A 24,454-nucleotide genomic window follows, 5' to 3' on the forward strand; every position below is an offset into this window, starting at 1 on the left:
GTAACAGAAACGGGGGCTGCCTTCCAATATAATGAAAGGAAGTGAATTGGAGGGGGAGAGGACATGAATAAGAAACTTGCGGCTGGAGCAGCGATTCTGCTGATGTCTGCGATATTGGCGTGTACGCCTGCACCGCAGCAGGTACAGGCAGCTGATCAGATAGAGCTGCTGGTAGATGGAGAGGCGGCAAAGGCTGCCGGGCAGCCGTTTTATAAAGGAAAAACATTGTATATTCCGATTAGAGTACTGGGTGAATTCTATCCGTATACGTTTCATTGGGACAATAAAAGAAAGATCGCTACGCTAAAGTCTTCGGATGGAGCCAGCGTTTTTAAAGCGGGAAGCAAGCTGGCAACGGCAGTGGGAATGGGCGAAGTCGTATTATCAGGTCCTGTTCTGCTGAAAAATGGCCATTTGTACTTTCCTGCATACGATCTGAACACTTTCACGGGGGCGGAGCTCGTTACGGATACCTCCGGCCGGGTTGATATCCGTTCCGGATCGATGAGCACGAGCGTACGTGTTCCGACCGAACCGATCGCTGTAGCGGAAGAGAATCCGAAGGTGAAGCTGTACCCTGCCTTGAAGGACGGCGATAAATACCGCGGATTTATTTTGGAGGCTGAAGGCAAGCGATTGCGGTATAACTGGGAAATTCCAAGATTTCCGAATCGGCCGCCTCAGCTCTTCTACGCGGACGTGAACGGTGACGGCAAGCCGGAAGCGGTTGCCGTGTTTGTGACAGGCTACGGAACCGGGGTGTATGTGCAAGAGGTTCACGTCGTCAGTGTGAAGGACGGGAAAGAAATCAAGGTAACGCCTCCGGAGACAGCGGCAGAAGAGCTTGTCGCATCGAGCATTCAGCTTGAGGGTTCAGAGCTGCGGATCGACCTGAATTTACGAGGGAAGTCTCCTAAAAAGCTCCAGCTCCGAATGTCGGATGCGTTTCCCGATTACTCATACAGGACGGAGATCGGCTTCGGCGGGGTCACGTATTATCGGGTGGAGGGGAACAAGCTGATTGCAAGTTCGGCGGGGGATATTGGGTTTGCTTATTATATCGGCGACTTTGAGTTCACATATGCGAACGGTCCGGACGGCCTTCGTCCAGAATCCGTCAAGTTGAAGAACCTGATTGATGAAATCTCGGTAGAAGGTCAGGACAAGCCTGCAGGGAAATAAACGACGGATTCAATACGAGGGTGAGGAGGAACTTATATGGATCAGGGACCGTTTCGTTCCATCGTGACGACCGAGGAGGAGCTCCGATCGATGTTCGGGGAACCGAATCAGGTGGTCAAGCATAAAATGATACATGCTTTGGACAGGCATTGCCGGGACTTTATCGCCAAGAGTCCGCTGCTCTTCATGGCTACGTCGGATGCATCGGGAGCATGCGATGTTTCGCCTCGCGGCGACTCCGCCGGCTTCGTGCATGTGGTGGATGATCACCATCTGGTCATCCCGGAGCGGCCGGGCAACCGCCGCTTCGATTCATTTCGAAACCTGTTGACAAGTCCGGGGATCGGCCTCATTTTTGTCATCCCGGGATTGAAGGAGACGCTGCGAATCAACGGCCAGGCTGTGCTTATCCGTGACGAAGACCTGCTGGAGAAGCTTTCGGCACAGGGCAAAAAGCCGTGGCTCGGCATCGGCGTCACGGTCGAGGAATGTTATATGCATTGCGCCAAATCGTTCATGCGTTCCGGAGTCTGGGATCCGAATACATGGCTGCCGGCAGATAAGCTTCCGAACCCATCCCGCATTATCGCCGATCATGTCAACCAGGAAGGCGTGTCGGAGCAGTCGGTTGCGCAAGGCTTGCAGGAAAGCTATACGAAACGTCTGTACTAACGGGGACGTCCATATCGATGCGTACGCGGAGCATGATCACAGACGCAAAAAGAAGGTGTCCCGAAAGGTCAAATGATCTTATGGGACAGCCTTCTTGCATTCCTGCGGATTCACACGAGGAGTTACCATTAACCTTCCGCGGCTAGGGGATATAGGCTAATCATCATCCCTGCGGTTGCTCTTGGATGCTGCGACCACAAAGGCAATAATGACAAGCGGAATAAAGATAAACCAGGGAATCGTGATCGTGGTCCCCAGCAGCATGGCCAGCAGCAGGAGGACAACCGCCCCGATAATCAAATAGAGGCAGCCTCTACCGAACGTCTCCATCTTCCATCAGCTCCTTTGTTTAGGATAACGTGAAAGACAAGAGCAAAGTTCCATTTATTTTTTCCAATCATGAAAAACTCTAATTCGGGATATTCCTATTGCCACAGGCTGCGATCGCCGCGATGACATGTACCCATAGCATATCCGATGACGTTAAAACGCCATACCGTAACCGACAAGCTTTATGCTCACTCATGAATGGGTGTTTCAATGGTTTGCGACTACATAAGAATTCATAGGCCGTTTACAGTGCCATCACGCCCTGCGGTCACGCTGGCCTCCGTAATCGGCTTGGTGCAGCTTTAGTGTAAAATATGAAAAGCATACCAGATCAAGTGTTTTTTCAAGCAAGACAAAAGCGCCCCGCCATCGTCTTAGTGAGACGAATGGCAAGGGCGTTTGGTGGTTAAACGGCAGAATGGAGCTTAAGGACGACCAGCCCCAGGTCGGCGATATCGATCAGACCGTCGCCGTTGATGTCCAGTTCCCGGGTATCCTCATTCACGGTCGTACCCACGAACTTGGCGACCAGCATGACATCCAGCAGGTCGACGGTGCCGTCATGGTTGACATCCTCTGCTACGGCTTTGACAATGCTCACATGCTTCACGATATCTTCGCTGATGTGGTGGAGCTCGCCTGTCTCGTCTGCATTCGCCAATGTCCAGGAGGAGCCTGCAGCAAGCGTAACGGAGGCATTCCCTATCAGATTCAATGCCTTGAAGCTGAGCGTGAACACATCGGTGTCGCCGATGACGCTGCGGTCTCCGGTCAGACTGGAGGTAATAACGGCTTTACCGGGCTCCAAGGTGGTGTTCATGTACGTGCCTTCGCCTGCAAACTGGCCGGCCTGTGCGACGTCGACCAATTCCAGCTTGGATGCATCGTAGCTGATCCGCGAATGCATGCTGTACAATAGATCGGCATCCGCTGCCTTAACGGTCACATCAAACGTTTCACCGGTTTTGGTTTCCGCAGGTGCTGCGAGATCGAACCGGATCCGATCGTTCCCCGGGACTTCCGGTTCCTTCGCCATATTCATCGTAATCCGATACATTTGAGTCCGGTTAAACGACGGGGCATAGTACAGATGGCCGTCCGGCCCGAGCGTGAACGATTCGGTATCGGCCAGCTCGATGAACTCGTACGTAGCCGGATCGATTGCATACAGCTTCTTCGTCAAATTGGCGAGCAGAATGCCTTCCTTGCTCCAAACCAGATCATAGTTGCCCCAGCGAAGAGCGGTGCCGCTGTCGGCTGGATTGACGTTAAAGTACTTGATGACCTGAAGCGTATTTGGCTCCAGTGCAAATACATAGCCGTTCACGCCGCCCCACAGCAATCCGTCCGGACCGAAGGTCAGGCCGCCGATAGCAGGAGGGTTGGACAGTCCGGGAATGTCCAGCGTCTTCTCCAGAATATTCTCTTCCTTAACCGTATCCCACACGAATAGCTTAGCTTCTGAGGCCTTCGGATCAACGGCCATGCCGCCGTTAATGCTGGTGGATCCGTACAGCTTGCCGTCTTTGTAAGCTAGGGAAACGACGCTTTGATCTTGCACGACGTTTCGGAACACGCGATAAGCGGCGGAAGGGTCCGCTGCGGTCGGATCAAATACCGTAATGGCTCCTCCAAGCTCGCCGTAGGTCGAAACGGAGCCGAAGTAAATTTTGTCGCCGGCAAGGGTGCTTGCGCCGATTCGGTCCTGGCCGTTGCCCAGCGTGAACAGCTTCTTCGGATTGCCGGTTCCGTCCGGTTGACCCAGATCGTATTCATAGATATCCCCGCCAGGGTAAACGCCGAAGTACATCCGGTTGCCGTAAGACTCGACCGCGCCGGCCTGCCCCATGCTGAACGTCTTGGCCGTATTCGTTGCAATATCGTAGGCGGCCGCCTTGGAAGCCTGCATGCCGGTAACATAAATTTTGCCGTCAGGGCCATTCACGAATTTGTGGGTAATGGTTGCTGAAGGCGGTAAAATATTTTCATATCGCTTGACGGTATTCGTCTGCGGATTGAAGAACACGATAATGCCGCTGAAATTCATCGTAACCAGGCTTGTGCCCGGCAGATCGGGATCATCGACCTGCACCCAATTCGCGCCCCGGAACGCCGTTTCGTATTCCATTCCGGAATCGGCGACTTCATGTGTTACGATATCAAAGGTTTTGATTTTTTTGTCGGCCGGAAAGTAAATTTTGCCGTTCAGAGATTCCTTCGGCAGATGAAGGCCTGACGAGCTCTTCTCGATCACGACATCGAGCCATTCCCCGGCTTCGATATCATAAATGTAGCGTTTTTGCGGCGTATCGTACCGGATGACCAGGAACTTGTCGTCAACAATGCTCAGATCATACACATACCCGGTTTCGTTAAGGGAGGAAGCAATCTCAACCTTTTCCCCGGTCTCGACATTCACTTTATAGACTTTGCTGTGGGACGTACCTGCATAAATATATCCGTTGCTGTAATCGATGGATCGCACGTATTGCTGACCGGCTCCATCAACCATAATGCCGTAGTCGCGGCTCTCCTTGGTGGCCGGATCATACTTCAATACCCGTCCGCCGGGTCCCGCGCCGATATAGACGGCTCCCGCCTCATCGATGGCAAGACACCAGAACACGCTCTCGGTCGGATGGGTATACACTTTCTTGACGTCCTTCGTAACCGGTGAGTAAGCCCACAGCTGCCCGGCCGAGGTGATATACACCGTGCCGTCAGGCGCGATTTCATGGTTCCACACTTCGCCGCCGCCTTCAAGCGGTAAGCTGCGGATGACACGGTAGTCATCGAGATCGACGACGTGGAACATCGGAGGGATGCCTTTTACGGTTGTGTACATAACGTTTTTGCCGTCCTCAATGCCGGCTTCGCCGTCCATTAACCCGACAACGCCGGAAATCGGAAGCGTCCTGAATTCAGGCTCGCCGAATTGAATGTCATCAAGGCTTGCTCCAGGCTGACCTGAAGCCTCTCCGATCGTAATCAGCTTCACTACATTTTCGGAGACGGATTCCATGCCGTTCAGCTGTGCTCCCTTGGCGAGCATGAGCCACGTGCTTCCGCTATCCGCGATGACGTTGAACGTCATCTTAGCGATATCGCTGTCACCATCGATGGCATCCGGCAGGCTCCCCTCCAGACGAATGCTGCCATTCTCTTTATCCGAGGAGAAGGAGGCTTGTGCATCTCCAAACGCACCGGCAGGCTTCACCTCGGCGATCTCCAGCATGGAGGGGTCGTAATAAATGGAGGCGGTAACGCTGGAAATGTCCGCGCCTTCCGTCAAGCTCAGCATCGTGCTGATGGTATCCCCTTGTTCTGCGCTAGCTGGAGCGGACAGCGCCAGCTTTCCCGGAAGCTGGACCGGTTGTTCGTAAGACATCGTAATGTCGTCATAATAAGCGGTTGCCCGGCTGTAAGCGGTCGTGTACAGAATAATTCTGGCATATGCCGCATTCGCCGGCGCTTCCAGGCTTGTAGATGCCGAGGTCCACTGCTTCACGGGAAAGCCCTTCGAGGTGTCGTTATGAAGCGGTTTTTCGGCAATGGATTTATCGGCCGCATCGAAGTAACGGAGGTTCAAGCTTGCCGTCCCGCTTTCTTCCATATACACCGAGGCGGTCACGGTATAAGTGACACCGCTCGTAATATCTAGCTTGCCGCTCATGAGAGCCACGGAATTGCTTTGCGACGTATCGGTGATTTTCAGGCTCTGATTGCCGCTATGGCTGTTCTCCGTGGAAACGGCATAGGTATATTCACCCTCCTTCACAGCAAACATGCTGCTCCAGCCCGGGATGGCGGCTCCAGGTGCGCTATCCTCAAAACCAGGATTGGTTAAAGGCATGCTGACGGATTTGGAAGCCGCCGCCGTAACGCCCGCGGGTGCAAGCTCAGAAGCTGCAGCTGCAGGAGACATGGATAGAAATAGCGAAACGGCCAGCGTGATTGACAGCAGGGAAGCGAGGCTTTTCTTCATTTTTCGAAGGCTTTTATACAATGAAATCCCTCCCGGTAATAAGATTAGGAATGTCTGAATGGATATAAGGAATCGGCTATTCATATTGCTGCCGCATGACAGCTACAGTTTTATGGTGACTTGCAAGCAGGCTGACTCGGTACAGGCTAGCTTGGAGAATCGGACTTTTTGCCTGGGTGGGGGGAGATTTGGAACGACAGCTCCTTCATCGTCTCTAGCGGCAGAAGCCGAAGATCGTTCTTGCCATGTTCATTTACATAGACCTCGGTTGTAATCGCTTTCACGCCATGTAATTGAAGAGTGGCTGCACCCGGTTTTAAAGCAGTGAACGTCATTTCTGCGACTTGAAGCTTCTTCTTATAGGACGTATCCTTGCTCTCCTTGCGGATCAGCACAGCGGAAACCTGGCCCTCCTTGGTCTGCGAACTGGATGGGTAGTTGATATACTGATTCGAAATCTTCATCCCTTCATATCGAAGTTGGCTGGAATTGAATTTTAGATTGAACTGCAATCCATATAAATCCTGTACTTGCGAGGCATTTATGCGAATTTTGACCTTGGATCCCGGCTTGAGGGCATTAGGCACTCTCACCAGCTCCAGTTGTCCGCCTGCTGCGGATGCAGGGTAGGGGGCGAACAGACTGACGAGTAGAAGGACGATCATGACCGTTAAACCGTATTGTTTTCTCAATATGATACACCTCCAGTGATTTTGAATGTTGTTTTGTTGAATCAAAGCATGCTTGCTGACCGGGCACGACCTCCTTCCCTTCGCATTCATCTTTCAGAAATCACTTTATTTACTCTGGTATCCATGAAGTATACAAAAATGATAATCTCATTCAAAATCACTGTCAATGTCCTTAAATAGAGAATAAATTGGAGTAAATGTGGTGTATGATCTGTGTAGAAAATGCTGGATATGGTATACTATCCCTACTATGAACATTGCCTTGTTGGTGAATGGGGAGTCTTGACGATGAGCAACAAACCTGATCGTGTCACGTTTCAGAAGCGGTTGGATGAGATGGTAAGCACGCTTCGGCGCGACATTCTCACCTCGGTCCGCCCGCCTGGGGATTATCTGCCTTCCGAGCTGGCGTTGGCAGAGCAGTACATGCTTAGCAAAAAATCCGTCCGCAAGGGACTTGAGCTGCTTGTGGAGGAAGGATTGATAACGAAAGAACCGCGCGTGGGCAACCGGATCAACGCTCCTGCTCCTGTGCCGAAGGTATCGCTGAAGCTTGGATGCTATCCTTCTCTGGATGATGAGCTGGATCTGAAAGGATTGCTTGAACAGTTCCACGCGCAGTATCCCCACATCTCGGTGGATACGATTACACTGCCCTACACGCACTATCCTGAAGCGATCCAGGGGTATTTGGAAAACGGATGGGTAGATGTACTTTCGCTAAATACGTGGAATTTCCGTGAAATGCTGGAGCATGGCGAACTGGATCGGTTTCTTCCGCTGGAGCCGGATCCGGAGGCGTATTCGTTTCTGGGGGATTATCTGGCGCATGAAGGCAGGCTGTATGCCCGGCCGCTCACATTTTCGCCGGTTGTGCTGTGCTATAACAAAACCCTATTCCGGAAGTGGGGCATGCCGGAGCCGGATAGCAGCTGGTCATGGAAGCAGCTGGCGGAGACGGCAGCTCACATCCAAAGAGAGCACCAGTTGTTCGGCTTCTACGCGCATATTGCCTCAACGAACCGTTTCCCGATCGTATTGCTGCAGAAGCACTTTCGGTTTGCGCAAGAAGAAGGCGGATATCGTTATGATGATCCGAAGCTGTGGGACAGCCTCGGCATGTTCCGGGAGTTAATCTACGGACAAGGCTTGTCTGCCTCTTTCCTGTCCGAATCGGACGGGGACGCCGAGAAACTGTTTTTGCAGCAGAAGACGGCCATGGTGATGACGACGTATTATGGATTAAAAATGCTGAAGCAAGCCGATTTCGAATATGATCTCGCCCCGCTGCCTTATGAGCAAAGCGCGAAAACGCTGCTGCTCGTGACGGGGCTGGCCGTCAACCGGCAATCGAAGCAGAAGGAGGCGGCGCGCCTGTTGGTTGATTTTCTTGGCTCGGCCGCGGCCCAGCTGCATATCCGCAAGGAGACGCTGAGCATTCCGGCCCGGAAATCGTCGGCCGAATGGGACGGCGCGGAAACGATGTATCGACCGTCGCGCTTTAACCTATATCGCGAGATCGTCCCAACCTTCAGCAGCTATGCGGACTTGGGCATCACGATGGAGGAGCTGCATCGGCTCCGGAACGAGCTGAAGCTGTTTTGGGCGAATATGGAGCAGGCCCAGGATGCCGCCGCACGTCTTGCAAGCAGGCTTGGAGTGAAATCCCGACAATAAGCCTGTCCCTGCACGGGAATCTCGCCGGATGGGATAGCATATAGGCAGGAATGCAAGCATCGGGACTGAAAAATACGATTCGTGGTGACCATGGATCGTATTTTTTATTGCAATAGAGATGAAAAAGGACAGGTTTGTTCCTTTTTTATAACCCTAAGGATGCAAAAGTCAAAATAGTGCACATCAAGGCAAAAATCGGCTCTACAAGAACGGTGAGACTCCCCCTATCATGAATCGTAATCATGATCGATTCGAAGGGAGCACGACGTTATGTGGAGCAGTGCGATTAAAGATGCCGTAGAGAAAATCCGGAGGAACATGGATGCCTTCGGGACCCGATTCCCCCACGTCAGCAAGGACGGCGCCTATTTGCTGAATGATAATGACGATTGGACAAACGGCTTCTGGAGCGGTCTTCTCTGGCTATGTTACGAATATACGGGCGACGAGGCCTTCAGATTGGGAGCCGTGCGAACGGTAGAAGACTTCCGCCAGCGCTTTGCGGACAAGAAGGTGCTTGATCATCACGATATCGGATTTCTGTATTCCTTGTCCTCCAAAGCGCAGTGGATCGTCGAGAAGGATGAGAGCGCACGCCAGTTGACGCTTCAGGCTGCGGACTTGCTGCTGAAACGCTGGCGTCCAAGCGGAGGATATATTCAAGCATGGGGTCCTGAAGGAGATGAGAAGGAGGGCGGCCGCATCATCATCGATTGCTTGATGAATCTGCCGCTGCTGTTCTGGGCGGAGCAGCAAACCGGTAAGTCCCAGTATCGGGACATTGCGATCATGCAGGCGGAGAAGACAAGGCGTTATCTGGTGCGGGGAGATGACAGCTCATACCACACCTTCTTCTTCGATCCGCATACCGGGGAGCCGATTGGAGGGGCCACGCATCAGGGCTATACGAACGGCTCGACATGGACGCGGGGACAAGCCTGGGGGGTGTACGGATTCGCACTGGCTTATCACTATACAGGGGATCGTGTATATCTGGAAACCTCCAAACGAATGGCGAAATATTTCTTGAAGCACTTGCCGGAGGATCATGTTGCCTTTTGGGACTTTAATGCTCCCGTAACCGCCGATACCTATCGCGACAGCTCGGCCTCGGCTATTGTGGCGGCAGGTTTGCTGGAACTGATTGGACATTTGGAGGATGGGGATCCCGATAGAGCACGCTTTGAACAAGGACTGCAGGATTCCATGACCTCGCTGGTACGGAATTATTCCACCGTCGGCCAAGAGGCGGAGGGCCTGCTGCAGCACGGTTCTTATCATGTGCGCGGCGGATTGTCCCCGGATGATTTCATGATCTGGGGGGATTATTTTTACCTGGAGGCTTTGATTCGTATGGAGACCGGAAACAAGGGGTATTGGTATGAACGCTGATGCCACGGAAGCTTTGGTGAAAGCCCTTTTAACCACGCTGGATCCGGAGGATCCCGCAATCGGTCCGATGCTGAATGCAGATGATCAAGGTCATCGGCACGATGTACTGGGTAAGCTGCATGCATACTTCTCTTGCCGGAGAACAGCCGGATGGTGGATGAGCCGTGAGGAGAAGCGGATGATCACCGATTATGTGAAGCAGCACTGTGGGGATGAGCTGGAAATCGTCATGAAGACGGCGAATGAGGTGATGCAGCAGACGTTCCTGTTCCGCTTTCTGTGGGATATGGAGCGGAGCGTCGTTCCCGTTACATTTGACGGTGATATCGATTGGTGCCATATTCCCGATCAGGACGTAGAGTGGGCTTACATGCTGAATCGCCACCGCTATTGGGTGGCGCTGGGACAAGCGTATGCGATGACTGGCGATGAGAAGTATGCGGAGGTGTTCTGCCGCCAGCTTGAACACTGGATCGATCGGAATCCTGTCCCCGAAGAGCCTACGACGGATACGTTGACCTGGCGCCCGATCGAGGCGGGGCTGCGCAGCGCGAACTGGATCAAGGCGCTTCGATACATGATCGGCAGCCCATCCCTTACTCCGTCGCTGCTCGGTAAAGCGCTGATTTCGCTTCACGAGCACGGGGAGTATCTGGCCGCTTCCTTCACCAGCTGGAAACATATCAGCAATTGGGGCGTCCTGGAGACTTGCGGCTTATACCATATTGCGTTGTTCTTTCCCGAATTCACCCAGTCGGCAGGGTGGCGGGAAATGGGCGAAGAGAGATTGAAGGAGACGGCAAGGCTCCAGATCATGGCGGACGGCATCCACTGGGAGCAATCGCCAACGTATCATCACGAGGTGCTGGCTTGTTATCTTGACTGCGTCCACCTTGCCAAGCTCAACGGGTCGGAGCTTGACGACTCATTTTGTCGTACGGTCCTCGAGATGGCCGAAGCTTCCTTGTACTGGGCCAAGCCGAATCACAGGCAGCCGATGCTGGGAGACAGCGACGATAGCGATATCCGTTCCATTCTGACCTTTGCCGCATGGCTGTTTGAGGATTCCGTCCTGCGCTTTGGCGGACATGCCCGGCCGGATTACGACAATGCCTGGCTGTTCGGCATGGAGGGAATCCGTGATTACGAAGCGATGGTGCCTGTAGAGCCGCCATCCATGAGCCGGGCTTTTCCCCATTCCGGTCATTATACGATGCGAACGGGCTGGGACGAAGAAGCGCTGTACCTTTATTTTCACTGCGGTCCGCTCGGGGGAGGCCACGGTCATGCCGATATGCTGCACATCGATCTCCATGCCTACGGCCGCGACCTGCTCACCGATCTTGGACGGTACAACTATAGCGATCATACGCCGCACAGAAAAGCATTAAAGGAGAGCTCCGCCCATAACACGACCGTCGTCGACGGAATCGGGTTCACCGGGATCAGGGATACCTGGTCTTTCGACCGGATGGCCGGGCCGATGGGCTGCAAATGGATCAGCAAGCCTGACTTTGACTATGTCGAGGGGATGCATGACGGCTATCTTTATGGGAATGAACCGTTAATTCCGCGCAGAAGGATCATCTTTATCAAGCCGTATTTCTGGCTGTTGATCGACAGCTTGGCGTGCCGTGAGCAGCATACCCTGACTCAGCACTTCCATTTTCCGCACCCGCCAGGCGAAGTTCTGATGGAAGCAGACACCAGGATTTGCCGTACAAACACCCCCGGGGAAGCGAATCTTTCGATTATCCCCATAACGACGGCCGACCAGTGCGGGGAAGTGGGCGAGGGCGTGATCTCCCGCGAGTATAACCTGCTCGAGCCTAATTCGAATGCGTCATACTCCCGGACAGTAAGAGGATGGATCAGCATCATGCAGGTGCTTTATCCCCATCGTCCAGGCGAAACAGCCTCTCCGCGAGTCCGCAAGGTACCGGTATATCGTCATACGGGGGAGCAGGTTCATGACGGGCAAGCCGAGGCTTGCGGCGTTCAGCTCCCGGGAATGGAAGAGGAGTTTATTCTCGTTGTTAGCCACCGTGCACCGTCGGGTCATTTTGATTGTTATGTGGTGGAGGGCATGCAGATCTTCGGAGAGGTTGTGCTGATGACCCCTCAAGGAAGAAAAATGCAATCAACCGTCATCATTTAATGCATGCTTCCAGCACAGAGGATTGATAGAATAAAGAGGACAAGGAGCATAAGAAAGGGCAGAGAAACATGTTCAAATTTACCTTCTACAAACGCATCCAGCTGTCGTTTCTTTTGCTGATCTTCATTCCGCTGATAGCGGTTTCTATCATATCGTTTGTTCTGATCCGGGATACGATGGTAGAGAAGCTGCAGCTCAGCAACGAGAATGTCCTGAATGTCATGACGGATGAGCTGAGCAAAACCATTGACGATATCACGTTTGCCTCTCATTTTATCGTGAACGATACAAGTGTTCGCAATATTCTGAAGTCATTCGCAGACACCGAGAGGCTGGCAACTTATGAGGATTATGTGCATTTTAGACAAATTCAGGACATCTTTTCCCTGATTAACTCCAAGCCGCTGAATAATAATGTCCGCATGTACCTGGTCAACCCGCAGCAATTCGTCATCTCTTCCGGCACGGAGGATTTGACCACGATTAACGGAAGCGTTGACGAACTGATGCAGCGCGTTGATCTCAACAAACCGGAAACCCTGCAATGGCTAGGAATGGCCGGCGGTGACTCGGCGGGGAAGGGGAAAAGCTACTACATCGCCAGGGTGATCTATGACAGCCGAGAGAAGAGGCAAGTGTCCGTATTGCTGTGCGCCATTTCCGATAAGTACTTCAACCGGCTGCTCGGTACGGTCGACTTTGGCAAGGTGGCCCTCTTTGATGCAAACGGGGAATTCATTGCAGGTCATGCGGAGCTGATTCCGCATCATACGGAGACCAAGAGCAGTGTCCGATCGGATAGAACCATTTTGAAATCGAACTGGAAGCTGGCCTACGAAGCTTCGGAGAAAGAGTGGTCGGAGCCAATTTCCCGGACGTTTTATACCGGTCTTGCCGGGGTTCTTCTGCTGTTTCTCGTGTTCTCCGGGATGTCTATCCTGATCGCCAAAAGGCTGCACAGGCCGATTCTCAAGCTGCAGCGAGTGGTGCGGCAGTTCGGAATGGGAAATCTGGACGTCCGGCTGGAGGTCAAGGGCAAGGATGATATCGCTGAGTTGAGTCAGACGCTGAATACGATGCTGGATCAATTACAGCGGCTGATCCATGATATCGAACAGGAGCAGGAACAGAAGCGGGTGATGGAGCTCGAAGCCTTGTTTATGCAAATTCGCCCTCATTTTTTGATCAACACGCTCAATTCGATCAAATGCAGCCTCATCCTGACGAAGGATACGCTTCACAGCGGAATTATCGATTCCCTGATGAGCTTGCTGCGAGCCTATCTCAAGGTCAATGAGCCGGCCACGTTGCGCGAGGAGTGCAAGCTGCTGGGCCACTATGTCGACATTATGAAAATCCGCAACGAAATCCCGCTTCGCTTAGAGGTCGATCTGGAACCGGAAACCGAAGGGCTCATATTGCCAAAACTCATATTGCAGCCGGTCGTTGAGAATGCCATCGTCCACGGACTTGTCGATCATCAGACGCCACGTATTCAGGTCCGCTCCAGACGCGACCCGGACGGAATCAGGATTGAGATTATCAACAACGGTACCCGGGCCGAAGAAGGAATGCTCGAATGTCTGAACCGCAGGCTGGGGAAACCAAGCGATGAGCAGGATGGAGCCTATGAGAGAGTCGGTCTGATGAACGTGGTCCAAAGACTCCGATTGACCTTCGGGCAGGAAGCGAGGCTGACACTCGCCAACCTTCCGCATGAGGGGATGTCTGTTTTGCTGTACTTGCCCGTAAGTCAACATCATGGTTATCTACCGGAGGGAGAGGAAGAGTAATGTATAGAGTTATGCTCATCGACGATGATGTTCCTATGCTCAAGGTATTGCAGCAGATGATTGACTGGGAGGCCAACAATCTGCAGATTGCCGGCAGTACGTATTCCAGCGCCAAAGCGCTGCATATGTTTGAGGAAGTGCAGCCGGATATTGTCATTACAGATATCGGACTTCCGCAAAAAAACGGCATTGAGCTGGCGGACCATTTTATGCGCGTGAAGCCGGAGGTACGGATTATCTTCCTGACCTGCCATGAGGATTTTCATTATGCCCAGCAAGCCGTAAAGCTGCAAGCGGATGATTATCTGATCAAGGATCAGCTTACAGCGGAGCAGTTGGAACAGAGCCTCGGCAAATCCATGAACTTGCTAAAAATGCGAACCGGTCTGATTCATCGCGAAGGGGCCAATTACAATAGTCAGCTCTTTCGGCAAGACCTGCTGCAACGGGTGATCAATGGCTCGCCGTCCGAAGCCACTCAGGCTTATGCAGCGCAGCTCGGCATCTCCTGGACCTATCCGTGGTTTGCGTTGGGGCTGGTCAGCATTCGACTCTCCAGCTTTGACAAGCGCTTCAGACAAACGGAATTGCCGCTGATTTTATACGCCGTTTATAATATTGCGACGGAATTGTCCGAGTCGTACGAAGGGATTACGCCGTTCATGGAGCAGGGGAACATTGTGATTCTGCATAACTTTAGGGTCAATCTGGCGCAGAATGCCAGCTTGCATCTTCATCATTATTTGCAGCGACTGCGTTATCAGTGCCTCCACTTTCTCAAGATTCAACCGAATGTTGTCTCCGTCACGGACAAGATGGAATTAAGCTCGATCGGCTCCGTCTATCAGGATATTTTTCATGGAAAATACGAGTTTTATGAAAATACCGACTATACGATGCTGGAAGCTTCGCAAATCCGAACACGGTGGTTCCAAGCCGCGCCTCAGGGGTTTCTGGACAGTTACGTTTCGGAGCTGGAACGGATGCTCATGAAGCAGGATCTCGACGGTATACGCGCTGCGCTGCAGAAGATCGCCGGAACCGCGAAGGAGCTGTCGATTGATCCGGGCGACTTTGCCCGGGATCTTTCCTCCATGCTTCGCAGCATCGAGCTGATGTTTTCCAGTCTGAAATTCGAAGAGGATCTGTTCGCCTATCTCGGTTTAGCCCGCACCTTGGAGGATATGATGGAGCTGGTGGAGAGAAGGCTGATCCAGACGATCGGAACCCGGAAAACGGGAGCGGGAAGCCCAACGAACGAGCCGAAGCTGCAGGTGATCCAGCAATATATCGATCAGCATCTCGACGATAACATTACATCGATCGATATGGCACGCTATCTGTTTTTGAACCCGAGCTATTTTTCCCGGTATTTCAAACGGTTGACAGGGCTCACCTTCACGGATTACGTGCATCAATACAAAATGAAGATGGCCACCAAAATGCTTAGAATGTCCGGGCAGAATTTGGAGTCTCTGGCTATGGAATTAGGCTATTCGGATCGTACGTATTTTTCGAAAGTGTTCAAAAAATACGTGGGGACCACCCCGAGCGAGTATAAAGCGAAGTACACCGCGCGAAAGTAAGCGGGCCTATAGTATTCAATTTAATTATACAGCAGCATGCCGCCCGGCAAGGGCGGCTTTTAAAGTTTTCACCAAAGCGCAAGCCACCCGCAAAGTATTTGGAATAAGCATCGAAGCGTAGGCTCCACTTTGTGGGGCTTTTGTTCTGGGGTCCCCGCAAAGTAATTGGAATAAGTATCGAAGCGTAGGCTCCACTTTGTGGGGCTTTTTTTAGGTCAAAATCTTGCACATGGCTGGTCAGAATCCCTCCTTCTTGCCGATGGCGGATGTATTACTATAATGACAACTTACAAATTGTTGAGGTGATGCTTCATGGAGGCTGTACAACGACCAGTGCCCAAGAGCCGGCGGAAGTTTTGGACTCCCAAGCGGAAAGAGGCTTTGATCGGGTGGCTGTTTCTTGCCCCGGAAATCGTCGGGATGCTGTTATTAAATGTATTTGCCCTTGGATTCTCTTTGTATTTGAGCTTATCCGATTGGGATATGCTGTCGGGTGTCCAGGGTATCGAATTTACCGGTTTCGATAACTATATCAAGATGTTTCAGGATCCAACCATCATTCAAGCGATAAAGAATAATTTGATCTATATGGTTCTTACGGTGCCGATCCCGATTGCCATCGCCCTGGTGCTTTCGGTTTTGATTCACAACAGTGTGTTCTTCAAAAGCTATTTTAAAGTCGCGTTCTTCATTCCGTATATTTCTTCGATTATCGCGGTCGCTGCGGTGTGGAGCGCATTATTCCATCCATCGCTGGGACCGATCAACCAGTTTCTGATGGAGCTCGGGATCAGCAATCCGCCGAAGTGGCTGGTCGATCCGAAAACGTCGCTCCTGGCGATTTCGATTATCAGCTCCTGGGCGGGCCTGGGCTACACGATCATTATCTATATGGCCGGGCTTACGAACATATCGAATGAAATTTATGAAGCGGCGGATATTGACGGTGCCGGTGCAATTAAAAAGTTTTTTGCGATCACGGTTCCGATGCTCCGTCCAACAACCTTCTTCCTGTTGATCACGATGTTGATTGGTTCGTTTAAAGTGTTTGACATTATCGCGTTCCTGACGGAAGGCGGACCGAACAATTCTTCTACCGTGCTTGTATTCCGTATCTATGAGGAAGGCTTCCAATATTACAATATGGGATACGCTTCGGCCATTTCCTGGCTGCTGTTCGCGATTATCGGCCTGATTACCGCGCTCACCTGGAAGATGAGAAATGAAGAATAGAGAGGGAGAGGATTGTACATGCAGTTGCTTCGAAAAAACATGTCCAAAGGGGTAATCACCCTTTTGATGGGGGCATTGTCCATCGTGTTTCTCGTTCCGCTCATTTGGATGATTTCCGCGGCTTTCAAATACGAGAAGGATGTTATGCGCTTTCCAATTCAATGGATACCGGAAAAGGTGAATCTGGCGTATAATTTCAAGACGGTTTGGATGGGGAGAGTTCCCTTCTATGATTTCTATTTTAATTCTTTTAAAATAGCCATTATCACGACCTTAATCACGCTGATCATCTCATCCATGGCCGCTTATGCGCTAACGAAGATCCGATTCAAGGGACGGAATCTCGTCTTTATGGCCCTACTCTCGTTCATGATCATTCCGGATCAGGCGACGCTGATTCCGCGGTTTCTGCTCATTCGCTGGTTTGGTCTCTACAATACGCATGCGGCCATCATCTTCATGAGTATGTTCTCGATCTACTTCACGTTCCTGCTTCGTCAATTCATGATCGGGATCAGCGATGAATATTTGGAAGCTGCGAGAATTGACGGTGCGGGCCATCTGCGGACATTTGCTTCCATTATGGTTCCGCTGTGCAAGCCTGTGCTGGCTACGGTAGCGATCATTAAATTCATTTGGACTTGGAACGATTACCAGAATCCGCTGATCTTCCTGCTGGACAAGGACCTATACACGATTCCGCTGGGGATGACGCTGTTCCGTGATGACTATACCAACAACTATGCCATTATGATGACGGCGGCGGTATCGGCGATCATTCCACTGGTCATCGTGTTCATCGTATTGCAGAAGCAGGTCATAAACGGTATCGCTTTAGGCGGGGTAAAAGGTTGATCCGAAGCCTAATGTGAAAAGGCCGAAGGTTTCGCAAAAGTCAAAAAAGTAATCCTAGAACCTCAAAATTGTGCACTTGATCGGCCGTGCCGGTGCCTATAATGAACATGAAAACAGCACAACAACTAATTTATCTGTGCAGGGGGAAGTAAGATGAAGAAAAAAGTCAAACACAGATTATCCATCATTCTAAGCACGGTTCTGGCAAGCACCCTGATTTTAAGCGGCTGCGGGAATTCCGGTTCAGAATCGGGTGCCGGCAAGGCAGACAATGGGGTTACCACCATCAAGTATTACAACTGGGATAACGAGGCCCAGCAGGCGGGCACGGATGCCATGCTCCAGGAATTTATGGATCAAAATCCGGACATCAAGGTCGAGCATGTGGTGCTGGTTCCCGGCGATTCCGTGGAAATGCTGAAAAAGCTGGATTTCCTGATCTCTTCCGGCGAAGCGATCGATGTTATTCAATTCCCGAGCTTGGGCGGAGTTCTCGAGCGGGCTGAACGCGGAGCTCTTGCTCCTCTGAACGAGTTCTACGAGAAGGAAAGCTTGGTTCCGGAAGACGAGTATTTCGTAAATCCCAAGTTAGGCGACAAGTATTATGGCATGCAGTATACCAAGAGCACGAACTATGTCATGCTCAATAAGGATGCCCTGGATGAAGCGGGACTTGAGGTTCCGAAATATGGTTGGACATGGGACGACTACCGCGAATACGCCAAAAAGCTGACCAAGGGCGAAGGCGTTGACAAGCGCTACGGATCTTATTTCCACACATGGGAGCTTTATATGAACGCTCCGGCCCAAACCATGATGAAAGATCCGTTCGTCTATGAAGACGGAACGACGATTCTGGCGGATCCGACATACAAATATTTCTTCCAGCTCCGTAAAGACATGGAGGAGAAGGACAAGTCGGCCAAGCCTTACAGTGACGTGCTTGCTGCGAAGCTGAACTACCGTACGGAATTCTTCAATGAAGAAGCCGCTATGATTCTTACAGGCAACTTTACGATCGCAGACCCAGGCAATACCGAGCAATATCCGCATGAGTTCAAAACCGCCTTCGCTCCTGTACCTGTGCCTCCTGCTGGCTGGGAACCGAAAGAGTATGAAGGAAAATACTTCACCAGCGGCAATATGCTGGCAATGGGCGCCAACTCCGCCAACAAGGCAGCCTCCTTCAAGCTTATGAGATTCATGACAACAGCCGATTCGGACAACAGACTTGAGTTCTCTGGCTACAAAAAGGCGAATAACGAGGAATTGCTGACGAAGCTGGTTGCCGGCAAAGAGGATATGTACGATATGGATTCGTTGAAATATACGCTGTTCAGCGATGAAATCCAATATCTGGATGCCGCCAAAGTCATGATCGCGTCTACCGCGGAATTGACCAAGATCATAAATGACGGCTTCTCTAAATTCATGCTCAGCAATGAGCCGATTGATGAGGTTCAACAATGGATGGTCGATGAGGCCACGAAAATCATTAACGAAAAAGGCGTTATCAAGTAACAGGGATAGCACAGGGTAAAGAATCCTGGTAGGAATCGGGCTTCGGGGGGCCATTAAGCCGGCTTCCCAAAGCCCTTTTTTTTCAACTGTAGAGAGTTGGAGGGGAAAGCATGTCAATAACAAGAAAGCTAGAGGAGCAGCTAGCTGTTCCTTCGCCGGAGCAATTAGCTTGGCAGGATATGGAGCTCGGGATGTTCTGCCATTTTGGAATCAATACGTTCTGTGACCAGGAATGGGGGGAAGGCAAGGATGCTCCGGCCTTGTTTAATCCGGAACGCCTGGATGCCAAACAGTGGGCCCGGTCCGCGAAGGAAGCCGGCTTCCGTTATCTCATACTGACGGCCAAGCATCATGACGGCTTTTGCCTGTGGCCGACGGCGACGACGGATTACTCCGTAGCCTCGAGCCCGTGGAAGGAAGGCAAGGGCGATGTCGTGAAAGAATGCGCGGAAGCTTGCCGGGAGGAGGGCATCGGCTTCGGTATTTATGTATCCCCTTGGGACAGGCACGAGCCGTGTTATGCCGATCCGCAGCAGTATGATGACTTTTATTGCAGACAATTGGAGGAGCTCTTAACCGGCTATGGTCCGCTTGTGGAAATTTGGTTTGACGGCGCGGGATCGGAAGGCCGCGAATATGATTGGCCGCGAATCATGGGTCTTGTGAAAAAATATCAGCCAAGCGCCATGGTGTTTAATATGGGCGCGCCCACGATTCGGTGGGTCGGCAATGAGGATGGTGTCGCTCCGTATCCTTGCTGGAACACGGCCGATTCTTCTCGGGGCAGCATGTTCAGCGAAGAATCGCTGAAATGGCTGACGGAGACGCCGAGCTGGGTGCCCGCAGAATGCGATGTACCGATCCGAAAAGACCGCTGGTTCTGGCATCCGGACGAGGAACATTTGCTGTTGTCTCTTGATCAGCTTATGGACATCTATTACCGGTCGGTTGGACATGGAGCGACCTTGCTGCTCAATGTCGCTCCGGACCCCCGGGGACTGCTTCCGGAGGCCGATGTAAAGCGGCTTCTGGAATTTGGCAGAGAGATCAAGCGTCGGTTCGGTTCTGCCCTGGCCGAAGGCTCGGGATCGGGAGAGGCCGTTCAGTTAATCCTTCCCCAAGCATGCGTGATCGATCATGTCGTGGTCATGGAGGAGATTGCATACGGGGAAAGGATCAGTCAGTATGTGCTGGAAGCCTTCGTCGGTGGAGAGTGGCTCGAGCTGACACGCGGCAGCGCGATCGGTCACAAGAAAATCGATGCGTTCTCTCCGGTAACGACCGACAAGGTGCGTTTGCGGGTACTGGAAGCGGCCGCAAGTCCGGTCATCAAAAAATTGGCGGTTTATCGCTGCGGGCAATAAGCCTTGGATCCTAACATAAGGTGGAGGAGAACTGGAATGGGAGTGCTCACTTGGAAGAACGGACAATACCTGCTGGACGGGCAGCCTTACCGGATCATATCGGGAGCGGTTCACTATTTCCGTGTCGTTCCTGAATATTGGGAGGACAGGCTTTTAAAATTAAAGGCCTGCGGCTTTAATACCGTTGAAACGTATATCGCATGGAATGTGCATGAACCCACAGAAGGGGAATTTAACTTTAGCGGGATGGCCGACGTTGGATCGTTTATCGAATTAGCCGGGAAACTCGGCTTGCACGTCATTGTCAGACCCAGCCCGTTTATCTGTGCGGAATGGGAATTTGGAGGTTTGCCGGGCTGGCTGCTAGGTTATGGAGAAATCCGGCTTCGCTGCAGTGACCCGCTCTATTTAAGTAAGGTGGATCATTATTACGACGAGCTGATCCCGAGAATGGTTCCGCTCCTGTCTTCGAACGGAGGGCCGATCCTGGCTGTTCAGGTCGAAAATGAATACGGCAGTTACGGCAACGATCACGCTTATCTGGAGTATTTGCGCGCAGGACTGGTGCGGCGTGGCGTCGATGTGCTTCTCTTTACCTCCGACGGGCCAACCGACGAAATGCTGCTGGGCGGGTCCATCGACCATGTGCACGCGACTGTAAATTTCGGTTCCCGGGTAGAAGAATCGTTCGGCAAATACCGCGAATACCGTACGGATGAGCCGCTGATGGTCATGGAATTCTGGAACGGCTGGTTTGATCACTGGATGGAGGACCATCATGTCCGGGATGCGGCCGATGTCGCCGGCGTACTGGATGAAATGCTTGAGAAGGGCTCCTCGATCAATATGTATATGTTCCATGGCGGAACCAACTTCGGCTTTTACAGCGGAGCGAATCACATCAAGACCTATGAACCGACGACGACAAGCTACGATTATGATGCCCCTTTGACGGAATGGGGGGATAAGACGGAGAAATATGAGGCGGTGCGGACTGTGCTCGGCAAGCATGGTTTTAAGCCGGGTTGCGCCTTTCCGGAGCCCATTCCAAAGGCGGCCTACGGAAAGGTCGCTTTGTCTGAGATGGCCGGTCTGTTTGCGGATGCCAATCTAGAGCATCTCTCAGAGCCGAAACAAAGCGTGTGCATCAAGCCAATGGAAACATTCGGACAGTCCTATGGCTTTATCTTGTACAGCACCTTTATTCCGGGACCAAGGCAAGGACAGCAGCTGCATATTCAGGAGGTTCGTGATCGCGCCCAGGTATTTCTGGACGGTCGGCCGCTTGGCGTTATCGAACGATGGAATTTGCAGCCGCTCGATATTACCGTACCCGCAACGGGAGCAAGGCTGGATATTCTCGTCGAGAACATGGGCCGGATCAATTATGGGCCGCTGATCCACGATCCCAAGGGAATCACGGAGGGCGTGAGAATCGATAACCAATTCCTGTATAACTGGACGGTCCGGACCCTGCCGCTTGCGTCCCAGATGCTGTCATCCCTCTCTTATAAACCGGTTATGGATAAAGGGCAGGCGGAGCATGAAGAGCTGTCTACGTCGACGTCGGAAGACACGGGTCTGCCCGGATTTTACCGCGGCAGCTTTCAGGTGGAGGACATCGGGGATACGTTCCTTCGCTTTGATGGCTGGACGAAGGGTGTCGCCTGGATTAATGGCTTCAATCTCGGCCGGTACTGGAACGCGGGGCCCCAAAAGGCCTTGTATATTCCCGGCCCTTTATTGCGTAAAGGGGAGAACGAGCTGGTTCTCTTTGAACTGCATGGCGGTCCCGAATCTTGCGAAGTTGAGCTGTCAGATCAACCAGACCTGGGACAGACCGCGGCAGTGGATGAAGCCGTGCTTAATTTCGTACAGGACGAAGAGGACAAGTAACCTATAACGACAGAATTATGCTGCAGTTTAGCTTGTTCAACGACCCGGGCAGAGAGGCTCTCTGGCCGGGCTTTTGCTGTATATGCCCTAAAATAGGGTCCGGTGCCTATCATGCAATGAAAGGATTGACAGCACGGCTTAAGATAATGGCCGGACGAATGCGGGGCTGCTTGGGAACCGGTCCTGTATGTATTTTCAAGCTTGTATGGACTTGAGGCTCTTTAATAGGTTTATATGTGTTCAAATTGGTTTCTTTTTGTTCGTTTTTATCTTACATTAGGGTAGGGAAGCGGCTTTATCACCGGATTGGGAAGGAGAAGACGATGAACGATTATCATGGAAGAATGAACCGGATTGTTCGGAATGTTGCGGAACAAGCATGGAGGCTGCCCCTGCAATCCAGCGGACTGTGGTTTCATGGGGATGTGCGAGACAACTTCTATTATGCCTCCTATTTGTTTGCAGCTTCGTTAGACCTGGAGCATGATCCGCAGTTCAACCGGCAGGAGGGTAAGCGGCTGGCAGAGGAGGTTTTGGGTCGTGTGCTGCGGCTGCAGGACCGGGATGCGAAGAGTCCGATGTACGGACACTGGCCGCTGAACCTGGAACCGAAGCCGGAGGCGGCGAGTCCGCACGTGCTGCCGGTGGAATTGATGGGGAGCTTGATGTTTTTTTTCCATCACAAGTTTGAAAGCGGGATGAACGAGGGCCTGGCGAGGGAGTTTGAGGCCGCGCTGGAACACATCTATCGCGGAGGTTTTTTTCGCAAGCCGCTCACGGTGTGCAACCATCATGAGGCGAAGTATACGGCGGCCAAGCTAATATTCGGCCAGCGGTTCGGGGATAAGGAGCTTCTGGAGGACGGAAAACAAAGCCTTAGGGATACCCTGACTCTGCTCCGCCGGGAGGGTATGGCTGAGTATGGGTGCCTGCCGTGGTTTTGGCATTGGACACAGGCGTTCACCTGTGCGCTGGAATTGGCGGAGGAACCGGAAGTGAAGCAGAAGCTTCATGAACTGTTGGATGAGCTGTGGAGCCTTCGCGCGTCTTATTACCTGAAGGGGGCGTGGGTAGGAGCCCACTCCAGGGGATGGCCGCATGATGCTCCGCGGGATGCCAATGTGCTTCACGATTATGTCCAGTTCGGTGATTTTAGCCTTCCGGAGGAGATGCCGCGCACGGAATATGCCGGTTTTCTATTCCACGAAGCTCCGGAAGCTGCCCGGCACCTTGCCCTGCATCGAAGCGAACCGGCGGAAGTGCGCAAGGTGCTGATGAAATCGGTTGACGGCGAGTTGCGAAAGCTGCACTCCTATGCTTATGTGACGGAGGATTTTGCGGCGGGCGGATTGTGGGAGCGGGTCCGGGAGTTCGACAACGAGCAGCTGCGCTGGATGTTCAGCCTGCCTGTCCGTTTAGGCGGGAAGGCGAATCAGCTGTATTTTTTCCATCCGGGGGAGGGATACGATCCTTCGGGAAGCGATCCTCGTCACCAAAGCGAGTGGATGGAGGTGCTGTATCACAAAAATGTGGTGCTGGCGCTCTATCCGCTGCCTGAACTGGCGGTTGCCAGTGGCGAAGAAATCGTCGGCGTTCTGCCGGAAGGGGAATGGTTGTACGAGGCCGAAGCTTTGTACGGCAAGGTAGATGAGGTTTATTTTGCCATACATTTAAGCCCGGGGACGGCTTATGACATTCGGGCGCAGTCCGGATATCAACAGATTGTTTGCCGAGGCGACGGAATTGCTCTCGCCGTAGAGGCGGTGTCCATTCGGGAAGCGGAGAACAGAGGGATCGGACAGCTGGCGGCGTTCGCACGGCAAATGTCCGGGCAGAGGCCGGAATTCAAGACAGACGGCGGGCTTGAGGTGGCGTATACAGGATGGACGACGGAAGACCGACTATTTTTGAAGCATAGGGGTTCAGGCAGCTCGGCGAGAATGATCAACGGGGCGGAATGTACGTTTGAACCGTATTCTGTGTAGTTATCGAACAGAAAAGAGGGACTGGCGAGTTAACCCGTCCTTTAAAGTATAGGAAATGTTGAGCAGATGCGCCGGTTGCGGACTCTCTGAGTCTTCAATCGGCGTTACTTTGTTGCTAGCCGCATTCGATGTC

The 24,454-nt window shown here is 52.3% G+C and carries 16 protein-coding genes; 13 read left to right on the forward strand and 3 right to left on the reverse strand.

Features of this window, described 5'->3' with window-relative positions; all coding sequences use genetic code 11:
* Positions 1-63 precede the first annotated feature (63 nt).
* Both MKX76_RS28565 and MKX76_RS28570 read left to right on the forward strand, forming a co-directional pair.
* A complete protein-coding gene (locus MKX76_RS28565) occupies positions 64-1,182 on the forward strand; it encodes a stalk domain-containing protein (RefSeq protein ID WP_341034969.1) in 1,119 nt (372 codons plus the stop codon).
* Positions 1,183-1,218: 36 nt separating this feature from the next.
* On the forward strand, positions 1,219-1,854 hold the full coding sequence (locus MKX76_RS28570) for a pyridoxamine 5'-phosphate oxidase family protein (RefSeq protein WP_007132350.1): 636 nt from the start codon (positions 1,219-1,221) through the stop codon (positions 1,852-1,854).
* A gap of 156 nt (positions 1,855-2,010) precedes the next feature.
* On the opposite strand, the gene MKX76_RS28575 is transcribed toward MKX76_RS28570, so the two are convergent.
* The 3 genes from MKX76_RS28575 to MKX76_RS28585 all read right to left on the reverse strand — a co-directional run bounded on the left by MKX76_RS28575 (position 2,011) and on the right by MKX76_RS28585 (position 6,861).
* Positions 2,011-2,184: a hypothetical protein gene (locus tag MKX76_RS28575; protein WP_007132351.1), complete on the reverse strand. Its 174-nt coding sequence runs from the start codon at positions 2,182-2,184 to the stop codon at positions 2,011-2,013.
* Positions 2,185-2,590: 406 nt separating this feature from the next.
* Positions 2,591-6,190 (reverse strand): cohesin domain-containing protein, encoded by a 3,600-nt coding sequence (locus tag MKX76_RS28580; RefSeq protein WP_341034970.1) that lies wholly within the window; start codon positions 6,188-6,190, stop codon positions 2,591-2,593.
* Between the two features lie 125 nt (positions 6,191-6,315).
* The gene (locus MKX76_RS28585; protein ID WP_213616392.1) at positions 6,316-6,861 is read right to left on the reverse strand and encodes a cohesin domain-containing protein; all 546 of its coding nucleotides are present in this window, start codon (positions 6,859-6,861) and stop codon (positions 6,316-6,318) included.
* Positions 6,862-7,149: 288 nt separating this feature from the next.
* On the opposite strand from MKX76_RS28585, the gene MKX76_RS28590 reads away from it, so the two are divergent.
* The 11 genes from MKX76_RS28590 (at position 7,150) to MKX76_RS28640 (ending at position 24,321) form a co-directional block, all read left to right on the forward strand.
* Complete coding sequence (locus tag MKX76_RS28590) at positions 7,150-8,538, forward strand: extracellular solute-binding protein (RefSeq protein WP_251535588.1); 1,389 nt, start codon at positions 7,150-7,152, stop codon at positions 8,536-8,538.
* A 270-nt stretch (positions 8,539-8,808) separates the two neighbouring features.
* Complete coding sequence (locus MKX76_RS28595) at positions 8,809-9,930, forward strand: glycoside hydrolase family 88 protein (RefSeq protein ID WP_213616396.1); 1,122 nt, start codon at positions 8,809-8,811, stop codon at positions 9,928-9,930.
* Entirely contained in the window at positions 9,920-12,088 is a 2,169-nt protein-coding gene (locus MKX76_RS28600) for an alginate lyase family protein (protein ID WP_213616398.1), read from the forward strand. The genes MKX76_RS28595 and MKX76_RS28600 overlap by 11 nt, the downstream gene beginning before the upstream one ends.
* Before the next feature lie 68 nt (positions 12,089-12,156).
* Positions 12,157-13,881 (forward strand): cache domain-containing sensor histidine kinase, encoded by a 1,725-nt coding sequence (locus tag MKX76_RS28605; RefSeq protein WP_210094491.1) that lies wholly within the window; start codon positions 12,157-12,159, stop codon positions 13,879-13,881.
* Positions 13,881-15,467 carry a response regulator transcription factor gene (locus MKX76_RS28610; RefSeq protein ID WP_210094490.1) on the forward strand — a complete coding sequence of 529 codons (1,587 nt, stop codon included), beginning with the start codon at positions 13,881-13,883 and terminating at the stop codon, positions 15,465-15,467. Before MKX76_RS28605 ends, MKX76_RS28610 begins: the two co-directional genes overlap by 1 nt.
* Positions 15,468-15,779: 312 nt before the next feature.
* Positions 15,780-16,700 carry a carbohydrate ABC transporter permease gene (locus MKX76_RS28615; protein ID WP_007132359.1) on the forward strand — a complete coding sequence of 307 codons (921 nt, stop codon included), beginning with the start codon at positions 15,780-15,782 and terminating at the stop codon, positions 16,698-16,700.
* A gap of 18 nt (positions 16,701-16,718) precedes the next feature.
* Positions 16,719-17,555, forward strand: coding sequence for a carbohydrate ABC transporter permease (locus tag MKX76_RS28620; protein WP_007132360.1), 837 nt, complete (start codon positions 16,719-16,721; stop codon positions 17,553-17,555).
* A gap of 153 nt (positions 17,556-17,708) precedes the next feature.
* Positions 17,709-19,076 carry an ABC transporter substrate-binding protein gene (locus MKX76_RS28625; RefSeq protein ID WP_007132361.1) on the forward strand — a complete coding sequence of 456 codons (1,368 nt, stop codon included), beginning with the start codon at positions 17,709-17,711 and terminating at the stop codon, positions 19,074-19,076.
* Positions 19,077-19,186: 110 nt separating this feature from the next.
* A complete protein-coding gene (locus tag MKX76_RS28630; RefSeq protein WP_007132362.1) occupies positions 19,187-20,440 on the forward strand; it encodes an alpha-L-fucosidase in 1,254 nt (417 codons plus the stop codon).
* 36 nt (positions 20,441-20,476) lie between these two features.
* On the forward strand, positions 20,477-22,336 hold the full coding sequence (locus tag MKX76_RS28635; protein ID WP_007132363.1) for a glycoside hydrolase family 35 protein: 1,860 nt from the start codon (positions 20,477-20,479) through the stop codon (positions 22,334-22,336).
* Positions 22,337-22,659: 323 nt separating this feature from the next.
* Entirely contained in the window at positions 22,660-24,321 is a 1,662-nt protein-coding gene (locus tag MKX76_RS28640; protein ID WP_210094488.1) for a hypothetical protein, read from the forward strand.
* Positions 24,322-24,454: the final 133 nt, after the last annotated feature.

Origin of the sequence: Paenibacillus sp. FSL R5-0810 (genome assembly GCF_038002285.1) — a bacterium.
GTDB lineage: Bacteria > Bacillota > Bacilli > Paenibacillales > Paenibacillaceae > Paenibacillus_AQ > Paenibacillus_AQ lactis.

What these genes read in the sequence shown, in the direction of transcription:
- MKX76_RS28565 (WP_341034969.1), top strand. Translation starts at nt 64, where the DNA reads ATGAATAAGAAACTTGCGGCTGGAGCAGCGATTCTGCTGATGTCTGCG.
- MKX76_RS28570 (WP_007132350.1), top strand. Translation starts at nt 1,219, where the DNA reads ATGGATCAGGGACCGTTTCGTTCCATCGTGACGACCGAGGAGGAGCTC.
- MKX76_RS28575 (WP_007132351.1), bottom strand. Translation starts at nt 2,184, where the DNA reads ATGGAGACGTTCGGTAGAGGCTGCCTCTATTTGATTATCGGGGCGGTT.
- MKX76_RS28590 (WP_251535588.1), top strand. Translation starts at nt 7,150, where the DNA reads ATGAGCAACAAACCTGATCGTGTCACGTTTCAGAAGCGGTTGGATGAG.
- MKX76_RS28595 (WP_213616396.1), top strand. Translation starts at nt 8,809, where the DNA reads ATGTGGAGCAGTGCGATTAAAGATGCCGTAGAGAAAATCCGGAGGAAC.
- MKX76_RS28600 (WP_213616398.1), top strand. Translation starts at nt 9,920, where the DNA reads ATGAACGCTGATGCCACGGAAGCTTTGGTGAAAGCCCTTTTAACCACG.
- MKX76_RS28605 (WP_210094491.1), top strand. Translation starts at nt 12,157, where the DNA reads ATGTTCAAATTTACCTTCTACAAACGCATCCAGCTGTCGTTTCTTTTG.
- MKX76_RS28610 (WP_210094490.1), top strand. Translation starts at nt 13,881, where the DNA reads ATGTATAGAGTTATGCTCATCGACGATGATGTTCCTATGCTCAAGGTA.
- MKX76_RS28615 (WP_007132359.1), top strand. Translation starts at nt 15,780, where the DNA reads ATGGAGGCTGTACAACGACCAGTGCCCAAGAGCCGGCGGAAGTTTTGG.
- MKX76_RS28620 (WP_007132360.1), top strand. Translation starts at nt 16,719, where the DNA reads ATGCAGTTGCTTCGAAAAAACATGTCCAAAGGGGTAATCACCCTTTTG.
- MKX76_RS28625 (WP_007132361.1), top strand. Translation starts at nt 17,709, where the DNA reads ATGAAGAAAAAAGTCAAACACAGATTATCCATCATTCTAAGCACGGTT.
- MKX76_RS28630 (WP_007132362.1), top strand. Translation starts at nt 19,187, where the DNA reads ATGTCAATAACAAGAAAGCTAGAGGAGCAGCTAGCTGTTCCTTCGCCG.
- MKX76_RS28635 (WP_007132363.1), top strand. Translation starts at nt 20,477, where the DNA reads ATGGGAGTGCTCACTTGGAAGAACGGACAATACCTGCTGGACGGGCAG.
- MKX76_RS28640 (WP_210094488.1), top strand. Translation starts at nt 22,660, where the DNA reads ATGAACGATTATCATGGAAGAATGAACCGGATTGTTCGGAATGTTGCG.